This window comes from Bifidobacterium hominis (genome assembly GCF_040095915.1).
Classification (GTDB): Bacteria; Actinomycetota; Actinomycetes; order Actinomycetales; family Bifidobacteriaceae; genus Bifidobacterium; species Bifidobacterium hominis.
Genome location: NZ_JBBMFR010000002.1, coordinates 77,305 through 101,300 on the forward strand (window position 1 = coordinate 77,305; position 23,996 = coordinate 101,300).

The window sequence follows — 23,996 nt, forward strand, 5'->3', positions numbered from 1 at the left end:
AACGCCGTGCCTCATATCAGGGTGAACCACGACTGCACGTCGTGGAACAAACCGGGATCATTGCGTATCATTTCGTCGTCGCGACCATATAGGAACAACGACAACACTGTCACCGCCAACATGAACAGCAGCAGCGCCAGCACCAGTACGCGCAACAGCCAGCGCAGCCGCGGACGATCGCAATCCAGCGCAATGAGCAGCAGAGGCAACGAAGCCAAGGCGAACAGCCAACCGAAATCGGCGATGTAACGCCATCCAAGACCACCCAGCCGCGCGTCAAGCGCCACAATCAGCAAACCCAACAGCAGGAATGTCGTCAGCGTGCGCCACATGCCGGCATGGTCACGAGCGTGCATATGCCGGCGCAGGAATGGGCATGCCAGCGAAGCCAATGCGAGAGGTGCCATGACGAACAAGCCTCCAGGCATCGCCTCCGTGAACCCCCAATCCTTCAACGGGGCGGGTTCGACGGCAAGGAACGGGAACATATTCGTCCAACGCAACGGCAAAAACAGATAGTATGCGACCGTCCAAATGAAATTCGACCACGATTGATGGTAACTCGTCATATCCGTGACCGTCAGCTGATACGACGAACCGAAATCGAATGGCGAGGAGAAACGCACCATGTTATAGGCGAACAACGGCACCACCACAACCAATGCGGATACCAGCACGGCCAAAGGCGCACGCAACGCATGCAACATGGCGCAGACACGCCCATGCTTACCGGAAGCGAACACGCCATCACGCAACTGTTTGGCAATCGCACGAATCTGCGGCCAGAACAAAGGAAACGCGGCGAACGCCACCACCACAAACGACGGACGACAACCCACATTTGCGGCAATGCACACCGAACCGGCAGCCAAACGAGGCAGCGATAACGATCCGACCGCATTCCCCTCGCCATCCTCGCCAGCGTAGGCCGTGGATGGACGTTCGGCTCCCAACCATAGCCACAAGCCCAACGTGCTCAACAACAAAGACGCCGCGATCGGCACCGAATAGAAATTCGTCCGATACCACAAATACGGAGCATTCGACGCCAACAACACAAACACGCACAACATGCTGACCGCAGCCACCGAAACATGCGGACGCACACGCTTGATCACACGAATCGTCAACAGGCACGCGAACACCAAAAAACCAAACATCAGCAACGGCACCGCAGCGCCCGACGACATCATCAGACCACCATCAACCCACAACGACGTCATCGCACGATACGGCACAAACAACAGCAACGCCGGCACCACACCAAAATACGAATACCAACGTCCATTGAAAAACGCATAATCCCAATACACAGGACTCACGCCATCGGCAAGCAACTGCTGCCGGGTCGCCACATCATACGGATCATCCGCATCACGCAACCCCTGGGGCACATCCAAATCAAGCCACGCATGACCATCAAGCAACGCCCGAGCCACATGATCATACTGATCGTAATCATACGTATACATGCCATCCGTATGAAAGCTCAACGGCACGGCATACACCAACTGCCACACCACCACCGCAGCAGTCACCAACCCAGGAACCGCCAGCAACACGCCCAACGCCACCCGCTGACGCACACTCGACGTATCCAACGGCACCTTCCACAAGCGCGAACCCGGACGCCACAACGCCACCAACACCATCACCAACACCAACAACGCCACACGCAGCGGACTCACCGAAAAAGGCACACGCACATTCGCACGCACCGCCTCAAACGGAATCAAAGACCCCTTCGGCTCCACCACCTGCACACGCACCGTACGACCAGCCGCAGCCCTCACATACAATGAACGAGACGAATCCAACGACACCGAAGTAAGCTCACACGCCCTACGATCAGCATCAGGACGCACACGCACCGTACGCAACACGCGCTCACCCTGCCGCTCAGCCCCCTGCAACACCTCATCAGAAACAGGAACAACACGCACATAATCCGACGAACCATCCGCCGCCACCTGCAAATACGCCTGCGTCGGATCAGTAACCTCCAACAACCCATCATCACGACGCTCAAGCCCCGGCCCCAACGTGTTATACGCAGCCGCCGAATCACCCGACGCCGCCAACGACTGGAAAAAAGGCACATTACACAACACGCACTCAACCAACGCCACCACAACAAAAGCGACTACAATAGCTGCGCGCACACGATGACGCGCCTGAAAACGCTGTTTCGAAAAAACCACAAATATTATTCTAAAGGCTGCATGTCGCATTGAATTGAAAGAATAGCCCACATGTCACACCTCACACCAGCATCGCCATCAGCACACCATCCACACCAAGGACGGACCATGCTCAACCACGCCATGCAAGGGGTACGACAACTCATCAACCACAACAAACACCCCCACAACACCACCGACACCAACCCCTTCGGCAAAGCCCTCAACACGCCAGACGACATCGTCGCCGAACTCACCCGCAACGCCATCAAACTCAACCCACTCATCAAACGGCACATCATCAAAGGCTTCGAAGGCGTACCAAACACACTCCAACTCGGCTGGGCACAACTACCGCAAACCCAAGGCAAAGCCTTCTCCATCGGCCTATTCACCGACACCAACCACTTCGCACAAATCGCGCTCGCCGACAGCAAAGCGCGCGTCTTCGCAGGCACCGATCCCGAAATGGACGTGCAGGAACTGGATCCACGCTTCATCTTCGTCAAAGAGGAGACCCTCACTCTGCCGGACGGCCCACGATTCGGGCATGCTGCGAACGGCACGCCAAAAATGGTACGCGCATCACAAGGCGGTGTCGTAGGGCGCATGCCCGGAGGACGCATGATGTGGCTCGCATCCTGGCTCAAAGTCGGCAACCGCTACACGCTCGAACAGATGCGCGCCAACCTGCCGGAAGCCATGCGATTCGACCTGGAATACCGTGACGCCATCACCATCGCGTTCTTCGCGGCCTACATGCTGCCGCAAATGAACGGACTACTCGTAGGATTCGGCACTGGCAACATCTTCCGCAGACTCAACAGAGAAGCGCCTATGGGCGCGATCCGCCGATCCATCAGAGATACGATGAGTGCCCGCTCGCACGGCATGCGCGCCTCCGGACTCGAGGATTATTTCGCCGACCTCATGCGCGAGGCCGGGGCGCTCGACAAAGACCAAGGCCTTGAGTCCGTGCATGGCGCGGAACCGCTGCACCTGTACACGTCCAGCTATTCCGGCTGCTACTTCTTCGCATGGGATTCCACGTTGCCGTTCTCAGCATCGTTGCGTGCGTTGAACATCGAAGGCAATCTCAACCGTTTCGCCGCAGTCAGCTCATGGTTGGAACGCAACGCCCGTATCGGCAAGCTCCCCACGGAAGACACCGTGACACGGGCCGAAGCGGCGCAGATCGACATGGCGCTGCTGGAAAATCCGGCGTTGATCGCATTGAAACCGGATGACGAATTCGGCGCAATCCTCGACTCCAAACAGGATGATGGTGTGCAGGCCGTCATGCGTTTGATGGACATTGCCTCGGAAACCAGGCGTTCCATTGCCGAAAACACGACGGTCGGCACGGACAGCGTCGCCTTCGGCAGCGAAGGCGGTTCGGAATGGGTGTACCGCCAGACAATGTCTCGGCTGCTACGCAGCATGCGCCTTCCGTACCGTTTCGACGTGGATTTCCGATGCAGCCTCAAGGACGGCAATATGGCGATCGGCTTCACATCCGCAGGCGTTTCCATGATGCCGTCCACCAGATACGATGCGGCACGCCATGCATGGGTGGATATGACGGACGCCGAACGCGCTCGCATGAGCGCGGACTACAATCTGCGTGTCGGACTGATGATGGCTGCGTTGAGTTTCGGTGCCGATCCAGGCATCCAGCGCGTATCGATGCATATCGATTCGATTGGTTTGGAAGAGGCCGTGGCCGAGCAGGATTCCGCCATCAGCGAGCTGATGAGCGAGGCATTGGCCGCGTTCGAACGAATCCGTACCGGAGATATGGGCGTTTCCGGATCCAAAGCCGATCCGAAAGACGGCGATTTCCATGGGGATCCGTCTCGGCCGGTGACGCCGAAAACCGCTGACTTGGGTGTCGATGGCGGTGACGGTGATGATGCGGACGATTCGCTGAACAGACAGTTCGAGGATTTGATAAAGGATATCGACTTCGACGAGATGACGTTTGCGGTTCCTGACGAAGCTGCAAACGAGTCCACCGGAGAGGAGGGCGATTCCGAGCATTTCACGCATGACGGTCTTGATGCTGGTTTGATTGGCTATAACGATTTCGACGGGGATGGCGACGATCCGTTGAGCCAGCTTCGCAAGAATCCGACCGTGCGCAATTTGGTGACGGTCACCTTTACCAGAGACGAGTTCATGGAACGGTTGGGTGAGTGCGGACTGTCTGACCCGACAGGTACGTACCGCATGTTCGACGCGGAAATGGATGTGGATGGTCTTGGCGCATTGAAACCAGTGGATGCCGCGCTCAACCTGCGTGACAGCCGTTTCTCTCCGGCGGGAAGCCAAGAGGAGCCCGAGCTTTCCGATGTTACATTCGACCATAATACGGCGCAACTGTTCGGCTGCCGCGACATGTCGGGGCTGTCCATCCAGCGTGTGGACCTGCTGCAGCGCGCGGTTGGTGAATTCCATAGGATCGCGCAGGATCCCCTTCTGGAGTCGGTAGCCAAAGCGAAGCAGGCCATGGACATCATCAACGCCATCGCCGACCCTGAGTTAACGGTCTTGGCTCCGCAAGTGACGAGCGCTCTTATCGATGGCAAGGACACGCCGGATTTCTCATTCCGCGTGGCCGACGAGCTTGACGCGGAACGCATCAAGGCGAGAGACCTGCTGTTTTCCGGACAGGTCGACCAAAGCGTGGAACTGGCTGAAGCGGCGTTGGAACGAATGGACCAACTGTTCGCTTCGAATCCGGGCGTGCCGCGGTATTTCAACTCGTATGCGGAACGCGTCATCTACAATCGCATGTTCGCCACGGAAGGCGAACGGACCGTGCTGATTCCGGATAATCTGTTCTACGCGCATATGGAACTCGCCGACGTGCTCGCACAGGTCAAAGGCGTCAAGGCCGCGCTGCCGCATCTCAACGCGATGGTGCGATACGCGCCGGCCTATCCGCTTTCCCATCTCAAGTTGGCGGTTCAACTGGCGCGCGCCGAGGATTGGGATCCGGCCAGAGCGGCTTGCCTCAACGCGTTGCACGTCGCGCTTGACCGTGAGGATGCGTCATTCGCCTATTACAGACTCGCCTATGCGGAATGGATGTGCGATCACTTCGATATCGCGGCCGCCGCATATATCATGAGCGAGGAGATCGCACCGGCGCGTATCGCCATGTTGGAGGGTGAGCTTCAGGAATTGATCGGACGTGCGCAGTCGCAGTGCATTCCGGTGCCTACCAATGTGTCGGAAGCCATGCATGTGCTTACGCAGGCTGGACTGCCGGTATGGCCCAACACACAGGTTGCATCCTTGGTACGCAAGGCCGCGCGAGTCTGCGTGGACGAGGGCATGTTCGTGCCGGCACGTACGCTTTCGGTTGCCGCTTCAAGGATGGATGACGAGGAGCGCGACGGTGCCGATGTGGTGCAGATGCAGTTCCTGAGGTCGTTGAACAACTGACCGGCACCATCCGGGGCGAACAATTCAGCGTCGACGGCACGTTAGTCGAACATTTGTGCGATACTGTTCGAAGCGTCGCCGACCGACAGCACTGAAAGCACATCGAAAAATGTTGACGAGGTAGTGACAATGACAAGGCATGACGATTCCGAACAGCTCGCATGGGATTTTGACGCTCCCGAAACGGATGGCGGCGCCATGGGCACGTCGACGCCCGTGTCGGCAGACGAGGGAGCCGCCTCATATGCACCGGGAAGCGAACAGTGGATCGCCGCATTGCAGCCGACAGATGCGGATGCCATGCGACTGGACAGGATCGACGTTTCATCGATGAGCGCCGAGGCCGCGGCACGATTGTGGGCGCGAGTGGCAGCATGGGTGGAATCCGATCAGATCGCATACTATATCGATGATGCGCCGGTCTCGTCTGATGCGGCCTACGATGCGAGAATGCGCTGCTTACAGGCTTTGGAAGCGCAGTTTCCATCCCTTGACTCCACGCAATCGCCGACGCATCGTGTTGGAGGCACCTTCTCCAACGATTTCGCATCAGTGCGTCATCCGTCACGCATGATGAGTCTTGACGATGTCTTTTCGCTTGAGGAATTGCGCGAATGGTATGACAGTGTCATCCGAGGTCTTGATTGGTCGGATACGAAGCCCCTGCCAATGACCTGCGAAGTGAAGATTGACGGACTTGCGCTCAATCTCATTTACCGTAATGGCGTGCTTGAACAGGGCCTGACCAGAGGCGACGGTGTGACTGGCGAAGATATCACACTCAATGTGCGCACCATCTCCACCATTCCACAGAATCTTGCCGGGCCAGAGGAGGATATTCCTGAATTCGTGGAGATTCGCGGCGAGGTTTTCATGCGATGGGATGATTTCAACACGCTCAACAGGGAAAGCGAGGATGCGGGACGCGCGCCTTTCGCCAATCCGCGCAACGCGGCCGCAGGAAGCCTGCGTCAGAAGGACCCGCGCATCACCTCCACCAGAAGGCTTAGTTTCTACGCGCACGGTATCGGCACGCTCCAATGGGGCGCCAAACGAGGCGACGGCCACGATATCGTCAACAACCAATCCGAGGCGTACGAGCTATACAAGAAGTGGGGTATACCGGTCTCTCCGCACAATCGTGAAGTCACCACATTCAGCCAAATCCTCGACATGATCGACTATTACGGTGAGCATCGCGGTGACATCGAGCATGCGCTCGACGGCATCGTCGTGAAAGTGGACGATCTGGGGTTGCAGCGGTCGCTGGGTGCGACCTCGCGTGCGCCACGTTGGGCCATCGCCTACAAGTATCCGCCGGAGGAAGTCAATACGGAGTTGCTCGACATCACCGTGCAAGTGGGGCGTACCGGCCGCGTGACGCCGGTGGCCATTCTGAAGCCCGTATATGTTGCGGGTTCAACGGTGTCGAGAACCACTTTGCATAATCCGTTCGAGGTGGAACGTAAAGGCGTGCTTATCGGCGACACCGTTGTGGTGCGCAAGGCAGGCGATGTGATTCCCGAACTTGTAGGTCCAGTGTTGGAGCGTAGGGAAGGGTGCGAAGACCAGCTGCGCCGTTTCGTGATGCCTTCGCATTGCCCGAGCTGTGGGGCACAACTCGCTCCGGCCAAAGAGGGGGACAAGGACATCCGCTGTCCGAACGTGGAATCCTGCCCGGCACAGTTAACCGAACGCATCATCAACCTGGCATCCAGAAAGGCGTTCGATATCGAACATCTGGGTGACCAATCGGCCATCGCGTTGACGAATCCGGAAGAGGATCGCCCCGATTCGGTGGCGACCTACGCGCCGAACATCACCGAAATCGTGGTGGCACCGGGGCAGGAGCCCGAACCGTACGAGCCGGTGGAAGGGCTGGAACTGCCGGCCCGGCAAACGCCGGTGTTGTCCAGTGAGGCCGGCCTGTTCTCGCTGACAGCCTCCGACCTGCAGGATGTTCGCGTATGGCGAGAAGCGCCAATCATCGAAATCCACGAAACCGTCGGCAAGAACGGTAAGCCGAAAAAAACGCGCAAACGTATCGGCGGATCAGGCCTATGGCATCAGGTCCCGGCGTTTTGGACGACTCCGACAGCGGCGAGAAAGCGTAAGGACGAAGTCGATGAATCCGCGGAATATCCCGGATATGACGTGCCTGAGGATGCCATGGTGATCCGAGAGGAAACCAAAGTATCGCGTTCCGGAGCATCCAGCGTGCAGCCGGTATATATACGCCCTGCGGAAAACACAAGGAAAATGCTTGACGAAATGGACAAGGCACGCCACGCCGACTTATGGCGTGTGCTTGTAGCCCTGTCGATCCGGCGCCTCGGACCGCCCACGGCACGTGTTATCGCCAATACGTTCGGATCGCTTGACGCCATCGAACGCGCCAGTGTGGACGAACTGTCTCAGATAGACGGCATCGGTCCGGAGATTGCGGAATCGGTGGTCACGTGGTTCACATCGGCCAAGGAACCAGGCGATTGGCGCGGCACGGTGTTGGAAGCATGGAAGGCTGCTGGAGTTGGTGTGGAGCAAGCTGAAATCAGTACACTACCGCAGACACTTGAAGGCAAGACAGTGGTCGTCACCGGTTCGTTGATTGATTTCTCGCGTGACTCCGCCAAAGAAGCGATTATCTCTCGTGGTGGAAGAGCCTCAGGATCCGTCAGCAAGAAAACCGATTGGGTGGTCGTTGGCGAAAACGCCGGCGCCAAGGCCGCCAAGGCAGAGGAATTAGGCGTTCCCATGTTAAACGAGGACCAGTTCAAAATACTGCTGGAAAACGGAACGGTGTGACGTCGGAACGTCAAGCTGGCAACATAATCGCAAGAAGGCTCTGGCATGCCGCGCCTCCAGACGCTAGTCTGGTACGCGGTTAAAGGAGGAACCATGACCGACGAGCGTACCATTGAAGCGCGCATCTATGAGCGACTCAGCAAAGTGATCGATCCCGAGCTGGGGCGGTCCGTGACCGATCTGGGCATGATCGCAGCCATCGATGCGATACCGGTGGAAGGCAAAACGAACACTTACGAAGTCCGTGTGGAAGTCGAGCTGACGGTGGAAGGCTGCCCATTATCGCAGACCATCACCAACCAAATCAACGGAGCGGTGGCATCCTACCCGGATGCGACGCTGCTGCCGCGTATCGAAGTCGGATCCATGAGCCAAGACAAGCTCACCCAACTCGTTGCAGGTCTCAAAGCCGATCGCAAGCAGAACCCCTTTAATAAGCCGGGCATCAAAACCCGTATTTTCGCCATAGCATCCGGCAAAGGCGGTGTCGGCAAATCGTCCGTCACCGCGAATCTTGCCGCCACTTTCGCGGCGCTCGGTTATGATACGGCCGCCATTGACGCCGACATCTACGGGTTCTCGCTGCCGCGACTGTTCGGCGTGCATGCGCAACCCACCAATCTGAATGGTATGCTCATGCCCGTCACCGCTTGGGGGGTGAAACTGATTTCCATCGGCATGTTCGCGGGCGCCGATCGTGCGATCCTTTGGAGAGGGCCGCGACTGCAGCGTTCGCTCGAACAATTCCTTTCGGATGTGTGGTGGGGCGAGCCCGACGTGCTTCTGCTTGACTTGGCTCCGGGCACCGGCGATATGGCGATTTCCGTGGCCCAGGCCCTGCCGAATGCGGAACTGGTGGTGATCACCACGCCGCAGCCGTCCGCATCCGACATCGCAGTACGCTCCGGCTTGGTGGCGCTGCAGGTGCCGATGAAAGTGCGCGGCGTCGTAGAGAACATGAGCTATTACGAGCATAAGGGTGAACGTCTGCGGATTTTCGGCGAAGGCGGTGGTACGCGCGTATCGGAACAGCTGACCGAAAGCCTCGGCTATGACGTTCCTTTGCTCGCTCAGCTTCCACTGGAACCGGAATTGCGGGAGACTGGTGAGGACGGACGCCCGGCCGTGCTGAATGAGGATGGCTCGTTACGTGCCGACGGTATTGGCGAGACATTCAGGAACCTAGCTGAATCATTGATGTGCAGACCTCTGTAAAACTCTATGGAACCGTGTTTCCGTGCTGCATTCAGTACGGGAGGGAAACCCGTGAAGACAGGCCATTGCAAAAATCCGAGCGTGTTCTATGCCGGAAACGAAGCGAAAATGAAACAGCCCTTGTGAAAATCTTGTGCCTTGTGTAGTATCAAGCGCAGACACGGGGGCCGTATGGCTGAGAGGAAGCAAACGCTTCGACCGTATGAACGTATACCGGGTAATGCCGGCGCACGGACGTCTCTCTTTTCCCGTGCCTTGACATAAAGAAAGGCACATTCATGACCGTAAATGAATCTTCCGCGGTGAAGAAGCACAACAACAAATGGCGAGTCGTTGATATCGTTGTGGCCGCCATCGTCGCGGTTGCAGCTGGTGTGATTTTCTGGGGCTGGGATGTTATCTGCGCGGCTCCGATCACGCTGTTCGAAGCGGTGACGCCTGGCTTCGAAGGCCTACTGAACGGCATCTGGCTATTTGCAGGACCTCTGGCCGCCCTTATTGTGCGAAAGCCTGGTGCTGCGCTGTTCGCCGAAACCCTTGCTGCCGCTATAGAACTCGCCATGGGCAATCCCTGGGGCATCGGCGGTTCCCTGATCATTGGCATCTGCCAAGGTCTTACTGCCGAAATCGGCTTTGCGATTTTCGCGTACAAGCGTTGGGATTTGCTGTCGGCCACCATTTCCGGCACCCTCGCCGGTTTGGGATGCTTCCTCTACAACTGGACCGTAAACCCCGCCTGGGCAGGCTTGCGTATTGCCGTCAACTGCGTCACTTCCGTTATTTCCGGCGCTTTGGTGGCTGGAGTCCTGATGTATCTGCTGCAGCAGGCCATTGCCAAAACAGGCGTGCTTGACCGTTTCGAATCCGGTCGTGCGCAGACTCTGGTCTGACGATTCGTTTGTGAAGTCCCGTATCGCATTCACGGTGGGTGGATACGGGACTTCTTTGATGCGTGTTCGCCTTACGAACGCCAAATGCAAAAGGAATGAAAGAACGATTCATGGGTACTGATGCAGAAAAATCGTTTTCCGCAGCCGGGGTGGTCGCACGCGATTGGGGATGGCGACATGCTTCACGTAAGGATTTTGCGTTAAGGCATGTGGACTTCACCATACAGCCGGGGGAGCGTGTGTTGCTGTTGGGTGCTTCCGGTGCCGGAAAATCGACGTTGATGGCCGGTCTTGCCGGCGTGCTCGGCGGTGATGATGAAGGTGAACTCGAAGGTGAGCTGCTGATCGACGGAACGGATGCCCGCCATTCGCGTGGGCGATCAGGATTGGTATTGCAGGATCCCGATGCACAGACGATTCTGGAACGTGTGGGAGACGATACCGCTTTTGGCTGTGAAAATCTGAATCTGCCAAAAGATGAGATTTGGAGCAGGGTCCGTTCCTCACTCGACATTGTTGGACTTGGCTATATGAAACTTGATCGCTCCACGCGCAGGCTTTCTGGCGGGCAGCGTCAACGTCTGGCTTTGGCTGGCGTGCTCGCCATGCACCCCGGATTGCTGTTGTTTGACGAGCCGACCGCCAACCTTGATCCGGAAGGCGTCAAGGAGGTGCATGATGCGGTACGTGATGTGCTTGACCGAACCCATGAAACCTTGGTGGTGGTGGAGCATCACATTGACGTATGGCTTGATTTGGTGGATCGCGTCATTGTGCTTGGCAAGCCGGAAGCCGATTCGCATGTCAGCGGAGTCATCGCCGATGGCACTCCTGAGGAAGTGTTCGGCAGCATGGCGACGGTGTTGGCAAAAGGCGGTGCCTGGGTTCCGGGGCGCACCATTGAAAGCCATATTCCCGAATCCAAGCAGTCATCGGGAAAGGTTGTTCTGCGAACCGAGGATCTCAGCTTCGGACGTGAATTCGCGCTTGGCGAGCATGTGAACCTCGCGTTCCATGCCGGCGAGATTACTGCCCTGACCGGCAAAAACGGTGTGGGAAAATCCACGCTTGCTTTGACTTTGGCTGGCTTGCTCAAACCGATTTCCGGGCGGGTAAGTATGGATGAAAGCATGGTTCCCGCACATAGGGAGAACAACGTCTTCACGTGGAAAAGCAGGGATCTTCTTGGGCGAATCGGCATGGTGTTCCAAGAGCCGGAACACCAGTTCGTTGCATCCAGTGTGCGCGACGAAGTGGCGGTCGGCCCTAAATCCATGGGAAAAACCGATGACGAGGCCTACGCCATCGCCGATATGATGCTGGAACGGTTGAACCTCAAACGGTTCGCCCCAGCCAATCCATTCACGTTATCCGGCGGTGAGAAGCGTCGCCTTTCCGTGGCGTCCATGCTTGCCGCGGCACCGAAGGTGTTGGTGATGGATGAGCCGACTTTCGGTCAGGATTTCACCACATGGACGGAAATGGTCAGGCTGATAGCGGGCGCGCGCGACGCTGGCTGTTCCGTCATCATGGTCACTCATGACGAACCGTTGATCGAAGCGTTGGGAGCGCGTCGCATTCTCGTAAGCGAGGGGGAGTGAGATGGAACAGTTGGAAACCATCAGCGTGGTGCCGCATAAGGAACGTCATGATGACGCCAAGCCGGCGTCTCCGTCATGGTTTGTCGCGAAGATCAATCCGGTCAGTCGTTTCATCGGCGCGCTGATATTGTGCATTCCCATGTTCGTGACGTTGGACGTGGTTTCCGCATCGGTGGCGTTCGTGTTGGAGATGTTGCTGCTCTGGATTGGAGGCGTCGCTCCATGGACGGTGCTTCGTAAAACCTGGCCGGTATGGATCGCAGCTTCGGGAAGTTTCATTTCCGTGGCATTGTATGGCAAAACCTCCGGTGCCGTGCTGGTCAATCTTGGCAATGTCATTGTGATTTCGCAGGGATCGTTGTATTTGGCGTTGGCCACGTTCCTACGTGTGGCAGCCATTGCCGTTCCCGGCGTGATCCTCGCGTTTGGCCTTGACCCGACCGATCTGGCCGATGGCTTGGTGCAGATTTTGCATTTGCCGTCGCGATTCGTATATGGCGGTTTGGCTGGTATGCGCATGTTCACGTTGCTGCAGAATGATTGGTATGCGCTTGGACAATCCCGCCGCTCTCGTGGACTGGGTGACGGTAGTGCCATCAAGCGCGTGTTTTCTCAGGCGTTCAGCCTATTGGTTGTGTCGATTCGACGCGGCACGAAGCTTGCCACCGCCATGGAGGCGCGTGCTTTCGGAGCGGATGCTCCACGTAGCCAGGCCCGGGAATCACGTTTGCATGCCGTCGACTGGCTGTTTTATGCGATTTGTGTGGCAGTGCCGGTGATTGCGTTGTCTTGTGCTTACTTCACGGGTTACTGGCATTGGGCTTTTACCGGTACCGGCAATTGATCGAACTCATGATCTCATAGCGAGAGATTGTTGGATTTGCGGCGATTGCAAAAAGGACGTTTCATTCGTTGTATGGAATGGAACGTCCTTTTTTGTATTTTTTATTATAAAAAGCGTGGCATCCGCTACTTGGCAAGCTTGTCAAGCAACAGCGCTTCGGTGATCACATTGTTTTTCAGACTTGGCAGGCTGATGGACTCGTTCGGGCTATGCGCATTGGCCTTCGGATCCTCCGGTCCGGTAACCAAGACTTGGGCCTTCGGGAAAATACGCTGCAATTCCGGAATGAACGGAATCGAACCGCCTTCGCCCTTGTTGACAGGAGCCACGCCAAAAGCCTCTTCCATGGCTTCCATGGCGTCCTTGGTGGCTTCGGCATTTGGATCCATGGCCCAGCCCATGCCATTGTCGAGCTTGTCTACCCACACTTCGGCGCCGAACGGGGCGTGCTCGACCATGAATGCGGCGAGTGCCTCCTGGGCCTCTTCCGGACGCTGGTTCGGAGCGGTGCGTAGGCTGAGGCGGAACGTTGTCTCAGGGGAGATCACATTGAAGGATCCTTCCACTGGATGCGCATCAAAACCGATGACGGTCACGCTTGGTTTGGTCCACAGGCGTGCGGCCAAAGAACCGGTGCCGGCCAGACGGTAGGAACCGACGATGCCGGCATCCGCACGCACGGTTGTCTCGTCCATGTCTCGCTGCAGTCCGCCGACTGGCTCTTCTGAGGCGACGCCCGGCACCGCCAGATCGCCGTGCTCGTCATACATGGATGCGATCAGCATGGCTGCGAGCGTGTTCGCATCGAGGATCGGTCCGCCGTACTGGCCGGAATGCACCGGATGGTGCAATGCCTTGACATGTACGTCGATGTCGGTGTTGCCGCGAAGTGATGTGGTAAGGGAGGGGATTTCCGCGGACCAGTTGCCTGAGTCGGCGACGATGATCACATCGGAGTCGAATTCGTCTTTGTGCTCTTCGATGAAGGGAATGAAGCTTGGTGAGCCCATTTCCTCTTCGCCTTCGATGAAGACTTTGATGTTGACTTTCAGATCGTCGCCGAGGGCCTGCAATGCGCCTGAATGGATGGCGATGCCGCCGCCATCGTCGGCCGCGCCTCGCCCGTACAGGCGGGTGTCGATTACAGTGCCGACGAACGGGTCGGTGTTCCACGCGGTTGCGTCGGGTACCGGCTGTACGTCGTGATGAGCGTACAGAAGCACGGTCGGTGCGTCGGCGTTGACGAATTTCGATCCGATGACTTCCCACGCGCCTGGCGTGCCATCGGGATTGTGGGACTGCACCACTTGGGCGTTTACGCCGACCTTGCTGAGTTCTTCGGCCACGAATTCGGCGGATCGTTTCATATGATCCGCGGTGATGCCTTTTGCCGAAATGGACTGTAATGCGATTTTCTTGTTAAGCACGTTGACGATGCGGTCAAAATCCGCTTCGACTCGTGATCGAACTTCTTCGACAGGTAAAGCTGCCATATTGCTCCTTACAAAGACGTGCTGCCATACAACAACGCAGCGTGATCATATGCGTGTAACGAATGACCATTGTATCGGTCTCAATCGGCACGTCCAATTGTTGACAGGGCAGGGCTAAAGCGTCGATACGTCACTTTACGCTCTATAGGCATGAGTTTGTTTAACAAGAAGGAAGAGACGACGCAGGAGCCTGTCGAGACCAAGGTTGCGGAAACCACTTCCGGCAAGGGTCGTCCGACGCCGAAGCGCAAGGATGCTCAGGCGCAGAATCTTCGCCCGTTGGTTCCCAAGGATCGTGAGGCGAGCCGTAAGGCCGCCAAGGCGCGTATGCGCGAGCGTGAGAACGCTGAGTACGATGCCATGCAGAAGGGCGACATCAACCACATGCCAAAGGCAGAGCGTCTGCCATGGCGCATTTACATCCGTGACTACGTCGACGCTCGTTTTAACCTCGGTGAGTTCTTCATTCCGGTTGCGTTCGTCATTCTGATCGGTTCGATTTTCGTAACATATCAGTGGCCTGCGCTGGCATTGCCGTTGATGGTGCTCATGTATGTGTACCTGTTCGCGGTGATCATTGACGTGGTGATCATGTGGCGCAAGCTCAAGAAGAAGCTTATCGAGAAGTTCGGCGAGCAGTCCGTGGCCAAGGGCATGCGTTCCGGCTCCTATGCGTGGAGTCGTGCCATCCAGATGCGTCGTTGGCGTCTGCCGAAGCCGCGCTATCCGAAGCGTGGACACTGGCCGGAGTGATCGGCTCCTGCCGGGAATCGCGGCCATCGTTTTTTCAAGCCGTCGGCGAAAACCGGCGGCTTTTCCATTACCATGTAACCAGTTGTAACGCACGAATCAACGAGGACAGACATGACTGAACAGCATTTCGACATCGTCATCATCGGAGCGGGACCGGGCGGATATTCCACGGCACTACGCGCTGCTCAACTTGGCAAAACGGTGGCAATGGTCGAGCGTGACAACACCTTGGGAGGCACTTGCCTCAATCGTGGATGCATTCCATCGAAGGCGTTGCTGACGGCCGCGCATAGCGTGGAGAACGTACGTCAGGCGGAGCGTATGGGCATCAATGCCGCATTGCAGAGCATTGACTTCGGCAGGTTGCGTGACTTCCGTACGTCCACGGTGAAGACGATGACGAAAGGATTGGCGGGATTGCTGTCGCACCGTGGCGTCACCGTGTTCCATGGCGAGGCACAGCTGCAAAATGGTCATGAGGTGCATGTTGCGCCGTCCGGGGGAGGGACGCAGGTTTTGCGTTCCATCAAGGCGGGAATAGAGGAACCTGTAGGGTCGGAACTGACGATCGCAGGAGACGATATTGTTCTTGCGACTGGTTCGCGCCCGATGCCGTTGCCTGACGATCCGTTTTCCGGAGCGTTGATTGATTCGACGCAGGCTCTGGAATTGGACACGTTCCCATCCAGCGCGGTGATCGTCGGCGCTGGCGCGGTGGCGTTGGAATTCGCATCATTGTGGAATGCGTCGGGATGCGAGGTGACCTTGCTCATTCGCAAGGACCGCGTGCTGTCGTCTTGGGAGAAGCGGGCTTCGATGACGTTGACGCGTGAGCTCAAACGCCGTGGCGTGAATGTGGTGACGCACACGTCGGTAAATCATGTGGACACCGGCACGAACTTGGGGGCCACCGTGCATTACAGGCAGGGTGATGGCGGTGAGGAGCGCACCGCGTATGGCGAAGTGGTGCTTGCTGCCATTGGCCGCATGCCGAACACCGATGTCGACTGGTTCGCATCCAACGGCATCGCATTGGATGAACGTGGCTATGTTCTGACCGATGTGTACGGGCGTACGAACGTGGAAGGCATATGGGCTTTGGGAGATATCACGCCGGGGCATGCCTTGGCGCACCGTGCGTTCGAGCAGGGCATCGCCATCGCCGAAACCATCGCGGGACTTGATCCTAAACCTGTTGCCGACGAAACCGTGCCGCAAGTCGTGTTTTCCTTCCCCGAGGCGGCAAGCGTCGGGCTTACGCTCGGCGAAGCGAAAGCCCGTGATACCATTGTCGATCCGCAGGAAACCGCATATCCGATGCTGTCCAACTCGCGTATGCTCATGAGTGGAGAGGGCGGATCCATGACCATCGTCAGCGGTGCGATGGCTGACGCTCCCGATATTCCTCTTGTGCTTGGCGTGCACATCGTTAGTCCGATAGCCAGCGATCTGATCGCGGAAGCCGAACAGCTGGTCGGCAATCATGTGCCGCTTGCCGACGCGGCGAGGCTCATCCACCCGCATCCCACGTTCAGTGAAACGTTCGGAGAGGCGCTGCTCAAAGCGGATGGCAGGCCTTTGCACACCCGATAATCACCGTCAATCAAGGGAAACGGCGGCAATCATGCGATATGGCATGGTTCCTGATAAACTACCGTTCCAGTGTGAGTAACCGCATAACCAAGTGAGGAAGTCGATGGCAGACAAAGAAGAGCCAAAGAAGAAGCAGAGCACCATCAAACAGGTCATTCAGATCTTCAAGTACACCCATGCCGAAGACAAGGCTCTTCCGTGGCTGTGCGGAGGCGTGTTCGTGGCGCCGATCATCGTATTCGTAGTGCTTGGCATCGTATTCAAGTGGTCGGTGATCGGATGGGTCACGTCCATGATCCTGGCCGTCATGCTTGGCTTGCTGTTCGCCACCATGATGCTCACCAACCGTGCCGACAAGGTTGGATACGCCAAGCTTGAAGGCCGTCATGGAGCTGCCATCAGCGTGCTCGGCAACGTCAACAAGGCTGGCTTCAACTTTCCGCAGGAACCGGTGTGGGTTGATCCGAAGACCAAGGACGCCATCTGGCGCGGTACCGGCTACAACGGTATTTATCTGTTGGGTGAAGGCGAATACGGCCGTGTCAAGCGTGCCATGGATCGTCAGGAACAGAACATCAAGGGCGTGACCGCCGGATCCGATATTCCTGTTTACCGCATCTACGTCGGCCAGGGCAAGAACCAGACGAGCCTGAAGAACCTGCGTAAGACCGTGCTCGACTGCAAGAGCTACCTGCCGACCCACCACAAGAACAAGCTGGTGGCTGCCATCCATCCGAAGAGCCGTTTCGTGCTCACCAAAACCGAGTTGAGCATTCTCAACGAGCGTCTGCGCACTCTGCAGATGAAGAACGGCATGGGCATTCCGAAGGGTGTCGACCCGATGCATCCGCAGCGTGTCAGCCGTCGTGCCATGCGCGGCCGCTGATGCCTAGGACTGATAATCCGATATAACGTGCAGGAACCTCGATTGGCATGTCAATCGAGGTTCTTTTTTATTTCATCGTTCCACGAGCCTACGTAAGGGTGTTGCCTGGAAAAGAACTGGCGTTACGGACGGTGTGACGACACGAGTGTCCGCAAATTGAACGGTTTTGCGCAGGCGAATATGCGTGTTCGTAACAATTGAATCCCAGTTTTCCGCGAAATCATCCTTCGAATATGTCATTACGAAACATTCTCGTAACCCAATTGGCGAGTGAGCGAAACGCGCGTTCTTAGACTAAGAGCCTGTAAGTTACTTATTCGAAAGGAGCGGTCCCGTGACTGCACTTGAAACCAAGGCTGATGCTGAGGCCCTTATCAACAAGGAAGGCATCGAGTATGTCTCCGTTCGCTTCACTGATCTGATCGGTGTTCAGCAGCACTTCACCGTGCCGGCAAGCGAATTCCTGAAGGATGCCTTCACCGACGGCATGCCGTTCGATGGCTCCTCCGTGGAAGGCTTCCAGGCCATCAACGAGTCCGATATGAAGTTGGTGCCGGACGTTTCCACCGCATTCGTCGATCCGTTCCGCAAGCACAAGACCCTCGACGTGGCCTTCTCCATCGTCGACCCGCTGACTGACGAGCCGTACTCTCGCGATCCGCGTCAGGTCGCAGGCAAGGCCGAGGCTTACCTGAAGTCCACCGGCATCGCCGACACCGCTTCCTTCGCTCCGGAAGCTGAGTTCTTCATCTTCGACAAGGTGCGCTTCGAGAACAGCATGCAGCGCTCCTTCTACGAGGTCGACTCCATTGAAGCTCCGTGGAACTCCGGCATCGACACCGAAGACGACGGCACCCCGAACATCGCATTCAAGAACCGCGTCAAGCGCGGCTACTTCCCGGTTCCGCCGATCGACCACACTCAGGATCTGCGCGACGACATGGTCGCCAACCTGCAGAAGGTCGGCCTGATCCTCGAGCGTTCCCACCACGAGGTCGCCGGCGCTGGCCAGCAGGAGATCAACTACCGCTTCAACTCCCTGCAGCACGCAGGCGATGACCTGATGAAGTACAAGTACGTCGTTCACGAGACCGCCGCTCTGGCAGGCAAGGCCGCAACCTTCATGCCGAAGCCGATCGCAGGCGACAACGGCACTGGCATGCACTGCCACCAGTCCCTGTGGAAGGATGGCAAGCCGCTGTTCTATGATGAGAAGAACTACGGTGGCCTGTCCGACCTCGCCCGCTGGTACATCGGCGGCTTGATCAAGCACTCCTCCTCTGTGCTTGCTTTCACTAACCCGTCTCTGAACTCCTACCACCGTCTGGTTCCGGGCTTCGAAGCGCCGGTCAACCTGGTGTACTCCGCACGTAACCGTTCCGCCGCCATCCGTATTCCGCTGGCCGGCACCTCCCCGGCTGCAAAGCGCATCGAGTTCCGCGCTCCGGATCCGTCCTGCAACCCGTTCCTCGCCTTCTCCGCACAGCTGATGGCAGGCCTGGACGGCATCCTGAACCACATCGAACCGCCGGAGCCGGTCGACAAGGATCTGTACGAGCTGCCGCCGGAAGAGCACGCAGGCATCAAGCAGGTTCCGAGCTCTCTGGCCGAGGCCATGGACGCCCTTGAGGAAGATCACGACTTCCTCACCGCAGGCGACGTCTTCACCGATGACCTGATCGAAACCTGGATCGGCATCAAGCGCGGCGAAATCGACCAGGCTCGTCTGGCTCCGACCCCGCTGGAGTACGAGCTGTACTTCCACATCTGAGGCCTATACCCAGTTTCCCTTGAAATCAAGCTGTTTTGGACTCCAAGGGTAATCAGAAGGTAGCCAGATTGGTTATAAGGAGAGCCTCTCCAAATTGGGGAGGCTCTCCTTATTCCTACAGAATTTCTTCCATCCGGGACGGCAAAGACCTTACGGACCGGTCTTCTGACTCCTCGCCTCCACGAACACATCAGACGCATCCGATAAATAACCGTTGATATGAGCCGGACGTGCTTCCACAGGTTCACCGTTAATGTCGTCGTATTCATACAACGCAGGAGCGTTTGTGCCTCTGTCGAATCCGACAATGACGACATGCACGTTCGCATTGTCCGTAGTCTGAGCGTCCCAGCAGAACGTACGGTGAGCGAACCGGATACGCCACCCTCGTTCGATCACATGCTTGAATAGCGGGGCGACTTGCTGGCTTTGTGTGATGCTATTCGGGGATACGAACGCGAATTGCGCGGAGGGATTCCCGTCAAGGAAATCAATAGCTTTAAAATACCATCCAGCCACATAATCCAGCGAGCCTCCGGCCTTGCCGCACACCAGTTCCATATCATCCTTGATCTGCTGCGTGTGCTGCTGATGGCCGATGAACGGCGGGTTTCCCATCACATACGAGCATTCATCACCGGTCAGCAGAAGACTGACGAGGTCATAGCCATAGTCACTCGCGAACGCTCTCGCCACCTTGGCGCCGTGGCATCTTCGAGGATGCTTTCAAGCGCCTCACGAGTCCCCAACGTCCTTCTCTGCATGAATGAACCTCCTTGTATGGCTGGAAGTTATCGTCACAGATGATTTCGTACCACTTACCTCTGTTCAAGCGCCGCGTTGACCTGTGCCTTGAGTGCAGGCAAGGTCTCGGCCTCGAACCAAGGATGCCTGCTCATCCATAGCTGGTTGCGCGGCGACGGATGTACCAAAGGGAAGAATCCCCGGCCGATATAGGCATCATAATCGCGCACCACGGTTGTAAGGCTGTCCGAATTCTTGAGATGCAGGTACCTGCGGACGGCATATGCGCCCACAAGCACAGTGAGCCGAACATTGGGCATGAGCGCCAAGAGTGCAGGATGCCGCTGCTCGGCGAATCCCTTGCGCGGCGGTAGATCGCCCGACCTGCCATGTCCCGGAAAATAAAAGTCCATGGGGAGAAGCGCCACCCGCTCAGGATCATAAAACGTCTCGCGAGAAACACCCAGCCAATCGCGCAGACGCTCTCCTGACTTGTCGTTCCAGGGGATGCGCGTCTCTTCCGCCACCGCGCCTGGTGCCTGCCCGATAATCACGATGCGAGCGCCAGCCCCGACGGAGTAGAGCGGATCGATGCCGCGCTTGGTATAGTCTGCATTCGCCCCATCAGCCTTTATGGCATTAAAAATCGCAAGGAAATCCTTGTCCATGTCGAAACCATCTCCTTGGCGACATGCGCCGTTCATGCATATTGATTGCTCGTTTCCCACAAATATACCTTGCCTTTGCGCTGCAGGGTATATCGTAGGAAATTATCCTCATGTAGTAATTCCCGCATAGCCGCTTAGCGTCTTTCAAGATTTTTATTGCCAATGTGTATCACAAAGCACTACGTCTAACTGGATTAAATAAATACTCAGGTTTCAACCGTCCTGCAAGCGTAGCGTTACCGCGAACCGCTCTCTATAAGCACCCATGGCGCCCATCGTAGATAACAAGCCGAAAGAAGGAGAACGCGGTCCGGACGGCCTGTTTCAAGCCTCTAAAGGAGTAATCCTTTCGGGGCTTTTCTATTGTCCGAAAGGAGGCGGCACGCATGCCGAGAAAACCAAGACATCCCTGCCGTTTCCCCGACTGCCCGAACCTTTGCGAGGACGGCGAGCAATACTGTGAGAAGCATCGCAAGGAAGCTGAGCGGCAGTACGAGCATTTCACGCGCGGCCACTCCGCGGGCAAGCGCTATGGCAGGCAGTGGAAGAAGATCCGCGACCGATAGAAGAACATTGGCATAGTCCTCAAAGTGAAATCCCCTTATGAGGCCAGACAGATCTGGCAGCGGGACACCATAGGACGCCGCCACATACGTTAGATATTCCCGGAATGTGAAATACCGAAATGACTGATCTTCCGCTGCCCCTAAATCCAGTGAAAAATCAGAAAGTAAGGGGTGATCTGCGGTGTACCAGACGCTTAAATGGTTCAAGGAAAGAAGTGCCTTGCTGTCCATTCTGCATTACCTCCGATTGTTTTTGTCTTTCTCCCAGAGCGAATAGGCGGAGAACAGGAACATGCCGCCGAGGAAAATGTACAGCAGGACAAACGGGATGTTCATGGTAACGAAACTGTAAAACATGCAGACAATAAAAACGCAAATCCATTCTTCGCGTGGCCGACGGATACGGGTTCCATCCGATCAGCAGGTTCGGCAAACAAAGCATCCCGGAGTTGACCGGATGCGCTGCGGGGCATGTGGGTGCATGCCGGTTGTGATGGGCCGGTTGGAGGATATTCCGGCCGATTATGAGGGTCGTTTGGGCGTCCCCGTTTTCTTGAAAAAGACCTGTCGAATAAAAACGGCCTGACTGAGCCGCCTATGCCTTGTGCATGGCGATAATATGCTCTATCTCGGCAAGATCCGAAGCGAAATAGATACCATGCTGGCGTTCCCCTGTGGAGAAGCCATCGTCGATCATGCGATGCAGCAGCGCCTTCATATCATCGTAGAAACCGTTGAGATTATAGAAAATACAAGGCTGTGCCAACTGGTCAAGACAGACTTTGGACACGACCTCGCTGATCTCCTCCAACGTTCCCGTGCCCCCGGGGAATGCAATGAATACGTCGCCAAGCTCGATCATGCGCGTGCGTCGTTCGGTGATGTTCGGCACGATGGTGAGTTGGGTCAGATTCTTATGCGCGACACCCCTGTCCACGAACATCTGCGCTTCGATACCGGTCACCTTGCCGCCATGCTCAAGCACAGTGTCGGCGATGACTGCCATCAGCCCCTCGTTGGAACCGCCATACACCAAACGGTGCCCGTTCTCGGCAATCCATATGGCCAGCTCCGCCACGGCCTGCTTGTATACGGGGTTGTTGCCTTCGTGAGCTCCTAAATACACCGTGACGTTCATGCTTGTACCTCCAACATTCATGGGATGATGTCGCGCGCCCAACCGTAATCAGACAATAAGTCAGACAATCAGTGTAACGAACCGATGTTCGCAAACCAATCGAAAGCGGTGAGACACACTCGCAAGCTGTGCATATCTTTCATGGATGTGCAAAAGCCCCATACTCGGCCTGCCAAATTCATGACATGCCGAATATGGGGCGAAATAAGGGGAGCGAAGCGTCCATTGACACCCTGCATATCGCGACCGAACTGCGCCGCAACCTTGACTTTGTTCGCACCGATCGCGGTAAGTACGCCGATCTCATACTTACGTTCACGTACGTTCAGCAATGTGATGACCACCAGCACCACAATGAGCAGCGTCAACGCGAACTTCGACAGGTTGTTGAGCGTACCAGGTTGGATTCGCGATTCTCCACTTTTCTGAATCAAAAACACGACATGAACGGGGCATTCGTTGCGGCAATGGTGTTAGGCTAACGCGTATGCCTATAAAATCCGAAGTCATTGCGAACACCAAGTCGGAGCGCGTCCACCGCGTGTCCGAACTTGCCGATCGAAAAGGGCGGAAACGGTCCGGCCATTTCATGGTGGAAGGCCCGCAGTCGGTGCGTGAGCTGCTGACATACCATCCTGGGATTGTCGAGGACCTTTACGTTGAGGTCGAGTCAGCACAGCCCGATGCCTCGTTTGTGACACCTGTCGTCGCGCAGATGGCGGGCAAGGCCATGCAATCCGGCGTGTATGTGCACAAGGTCACTCATGCGGTGATGCACCGTATGAGCGCCGACGCGCAAGGCGTGCTTGCCGTCGCAGACATGCAGGCTTTCCTTGATTCATCCGCTGTTCCAGACGATTTCGACGGACATGCGATGGTCGCCGCGTTTTGGCAGGTCCGCGATCCCGGTAACGCTGGAACCGTGATCCGTTCCGCCGATGCGGCCGGCTGCTCTGCCGTGGTATTGGTCGACGACTGCGTGGACGTGTTCAATCCGAAAGTGATCCGCTCCACTGCGGGATCACTGTTCCACCTTCCGATTCTGGCCATGGGAACAGACGACTTCTTTGCATGGTGCGATACTCACGAGCTGGCAGTGTATGCGGCCGATGTATATGGCACGGATTCCCGACAGCCGGAATCCCTGACGGATGTAATCGCCGCGCCGGAAACGCTTGCCGGAGCCAAAGCGGTGTTGTTTGGCAATGAGGCGCGTGGATTGACCAAGGAAGTTTTGGAACGAACCGATAGGATCGTGTCCATACCGCTCTATGGCAAAGCGGAATCCTTGAACCTCGGTACCAGTTCGGCGGTAATGCTGCTGAGCTTGGCTATGTCGAGTCATGTTGAAAGAATGTAAAGTCGGAAAACGTTGAAATTGCGCGTTTTTCGCGTAAAA

General features: G+C 56.7%; 18 protein-coding genes and 1 riboswitch. Of the genes, 12 read left to right on the plus strand and 6 right to left on the minus strand.

Translation table 11 applies throughout. The features are described from left to right. Positions 1 to 11 precede the first annotated feature (11 nt). On the minus strand, positions 12 to 2,231 hold the full coding sequence (locus WMO36_RS01755; protein WP_260846075.1) for a hypothetical protein: 2,220 nt from the start codon (positions 2,229 to 2,231) through the stop codon (positions 12 to 14). 93 nt (positions 2,232 to 2,324) lie between these two features. On the opposite strand from WMO36_RS01755, the gene WMO36_RS01760 reads away from it, so the two are divergent. The 6 genes from WMO36_RS01760 to WMO36_RS01785 all read left to right on the plus strand — a co-directional run bounded on the left by WMO36_RS01760 (position 2,325) and on the right by WMO36_RS01785 (position 12,985). Beyond that, entirely contained in the window at positions 2,325 to 5,630 is a 3,306-nt protein-coding gene (locus WMO36_RS01760; RefSeq protein ID WP_349076691.1) for a tetratricopeptide repeat protein, read from the plus strand. 129 nt (positions 5,631 to 5,759) lie between these two features. Continuing rightward, on the plus strand, positions 5,760 to 8,435 hold the full coding sequence (ligA, locus tag WMO36_RS01765; RefSeq protein ID WP_294449821.1) for an NAD-dependent DNA ligase LigA: 2,676 nt from the start codon (positions 5,760 to 5,762) through the stop codon (positions 8,433 to 8,435). 93 nt (positions 8,436 to 8,528) lie between these two features. Further along, positions 8,529 to 9,650: an Mrp/NBP35 family ATP-binding protein gene (locus tag WMO36_RS01770; protein ID WP_039198599.1), complete on the plus strand. Its 1,122-nt coding sequence runs from the start codon at positions 8,529 to 8,531 to the stop codon at positions 9,648 to 9,650. A gap of 150 nt (positions 9,651 to 9,800) precedes the next feature. Next, positions 9,801 to 9,903, plus strand: a riboswitch (TPP riboswitch). 25 nt (positions 9,904 to 9,928) lie between these two features. Beyond that, positions 9,929 to 10,540: an ECF transporter S component gene (locus tag WMO36_RS01775; RefSeq protein WP_099595108.1), complete on the plus strand. Its 612-nt coding sequence runs from the start codon at positions 9,929 to 9,931 to the stop codon at positions 10,538 to 10,540. A 95-nt stretch (positions 10,541 to 10,635) separates the two neighbouring features. Then, positions 10,636 to 12,141 (plus strand): ABC transporter ATP-binding protein, encoded by a 1,506-nt coding sequence (locus WMO36_RS01780; protein ID WP_435374412.1) that lies wholly within the window; start codon positions 10,636 to 10,638, stop codon positions 12,139 to 12,141. Between the two features lies 1 nt (position 12,142). Next, entirely contained in the window at positions 12,143 to 12,985 is an 843-nt protein-coding gene (locus WMO36_RS01785; RefSeq protein WP_349076589.1) for an energy-coupling factor transporter transmembrane component T family protein, read from the plus strand. A gap of 125 nt (positions 12,986 to 13,110) precedes the next feature. On the opposite strand, the gene WMO36_RS01790 is transcribed toward WMO36_RS01785, so the two are convergent. Then, positions 13,111 to 14,478 (minus strand): dipeptidase, encoded by a 1,368-nt coding sequence (locus WMO36_RS01790; protein ID WP_099571210.1) that lies wholly within the window; start codon positions 14,476 to 14,478, stop codon positions 13,111 to 13,113. Positions 14,479 to 14,628: 150 nt separating this feature from the next. Here WMO36_RS01790 and WMO36_RS01795 point away from each other — a divergent pair, with 150 nt between their 5' ends. The 4 genes from WMO36_RS01795 to glnA all read left to right on the plus strand — a co-directional run bounded on the left by WMO36_RS01795 (position 14,629) and on the right by glnA (position 19,481). Continuing rightward, positions 14,629 to 15,231 carry a DUF3043 domain-containing protein gene (locus WMO36_RS01795; protein WP_144164916.1) on the plus strand — a complete coding sequence of 201 codons (603 nt, stop codon included), beginning with the start codon at positions 14,629 to 14,631 and terminating at the stop codon, positions 15,229 to 15,231. A gap of 111 nt (positions 15,232 to 15,342) precedes the next feature. Further along, positions 15,343 to 16,824 (plus strand): FAD-dependent oxidoreductase, encoded by a 1,482-nt coding sequence (locus WMO36_RS01800; protein WP_099571208.1) that lies wholly within the window; start codon positions 15,343 to 15,345, stop codon positions 16,822 to 16,824. Positions 16,825 to 16,927: 103 nt separating this feature from the next. Beyond that, complete coding sequence (locus tag WMO36_RS01805) at positions 16,928 to 17,710, plus strand: DUF4191 domain-containing protein (protein ID WP_099571207.1); 783 nt, start codon at positions 16,928 to 16,930, stop codon at positions 17,708 to 17,710. A gap of 334 nt (positions 17,711 to 18,044) precedes the next feature. Next, positions 18,045 to 19,481: a type I glutamate--ammonia ligase gene (gene glnA / locus WMO36_RS01810; protein ID WP_055063452.1), complete on the plus strand. Its 1,437-nt coding sequence runs from the start codon at positions 18,045 to 18,047 to the stop codon at positions 19,479 to 19,481. A gap of 150 nt (positions 19,482 to 19,631) precedes the next feature. Here the strand turns inward: glnA and WMO36_RS01815 are convergent, their stop codons facing one another. After that, the gene (locus WMO36_RS01815; protein ID WP_349076593.1) at positions 19,632 to 20,177 is read right to left on the minus strand and encodes a DNA methyltransferase; all 546 of its coding nucleotides are present in this window, start codon (positions 20,175 to 20,177) and stop codon (positions 19,632 to 19,634) included. A gap of 122 nt (positions 20,178 to 20,299) precedes the next feature. Continuing rightward, positions 20,300 to 20,893 carry a uracil-DNA glycosylase family protein gene (locus tag WMO36_RS01820; RefSeq protein WP_349076596.1) on the minus strand — a complete coding sequence of 198 codons (594 nt, stop codon included), beginning with the start codon at positions 20,891 to 20,893 and terminating at the stop codon, positions 20,300 to 20,302. A gap of 386 nt (positions 20,894 to 21,279) precedes the next feature. Here WMO36_RS01820 and WMO36_RS01825 point away from each other — a divergent pair, with 386 nt between their 5' ends. Next, positions 21,280 to 21,459 carry a DUF8602 domain-containing protein gene (locus WMO36_RS01825; RefSeq protein WP_349076598.1) on the plus strand — a complete coding sequence of 60 codons (180 nt, stop codon included), beginning with the start codon at positions 21,280 to 21,282 and terminating at the stop codon, positions 21,457 to 21,459. Between the two features lie 595 nt (positions 21,460 to 22,054). Here WMO36_RS01825 and WMO36_RS01830 read toward each other — a convergent pair. Both WMO36_RS01830 and WMO36_RS01835 read right to left on the minus strand, forming a co-directional pair. After that, positions 22,055 to 22,597, minus strand: coding sequence for an LOG family protein (locus WMO36_RS01830; RefSeq protein WP_302694595.1), 543 nt, complete (start codon positions 22,595 to 22,597; stop codon positions 22,055 to 22,057). A gap of 68 nt (positions 22,598 to 22,665) precedes the next feature. Beyond that, complete coding sequence (locus tag WMO36_RS01835) at positions 22,666 to 23,037, minus strand: FtsX-like permease family protein (RefSeq protein ID WP_302694596.1); 372 nt, start codon at positions 23,035 to 23,037, stop codon at positions 22,666 to 22,668. 47 nt (positions 23,038 to 23,084) lie between these two features. Here WMO36_RS01835 and WMO36_RS01840 point away from each other — a divergent pair, with 47 nt between their 5' ends. Continuing rightward, positions 23,085 to 23,957 carry a TrmH family RNA methyltransferase gene (locus WMO36_RS01840; RefSeq protein ID WP_144170969.1) on the plus strand — a complete coding sequence of 291 codons (873 nt, stop codon included), beginning with the start codon at positions 23,085 to 23,087 and terminating at the stop codon, positions 23,955 to 23,957. Positions 23,958 to 23,996 lie beyond the last annotated feature (39 nt).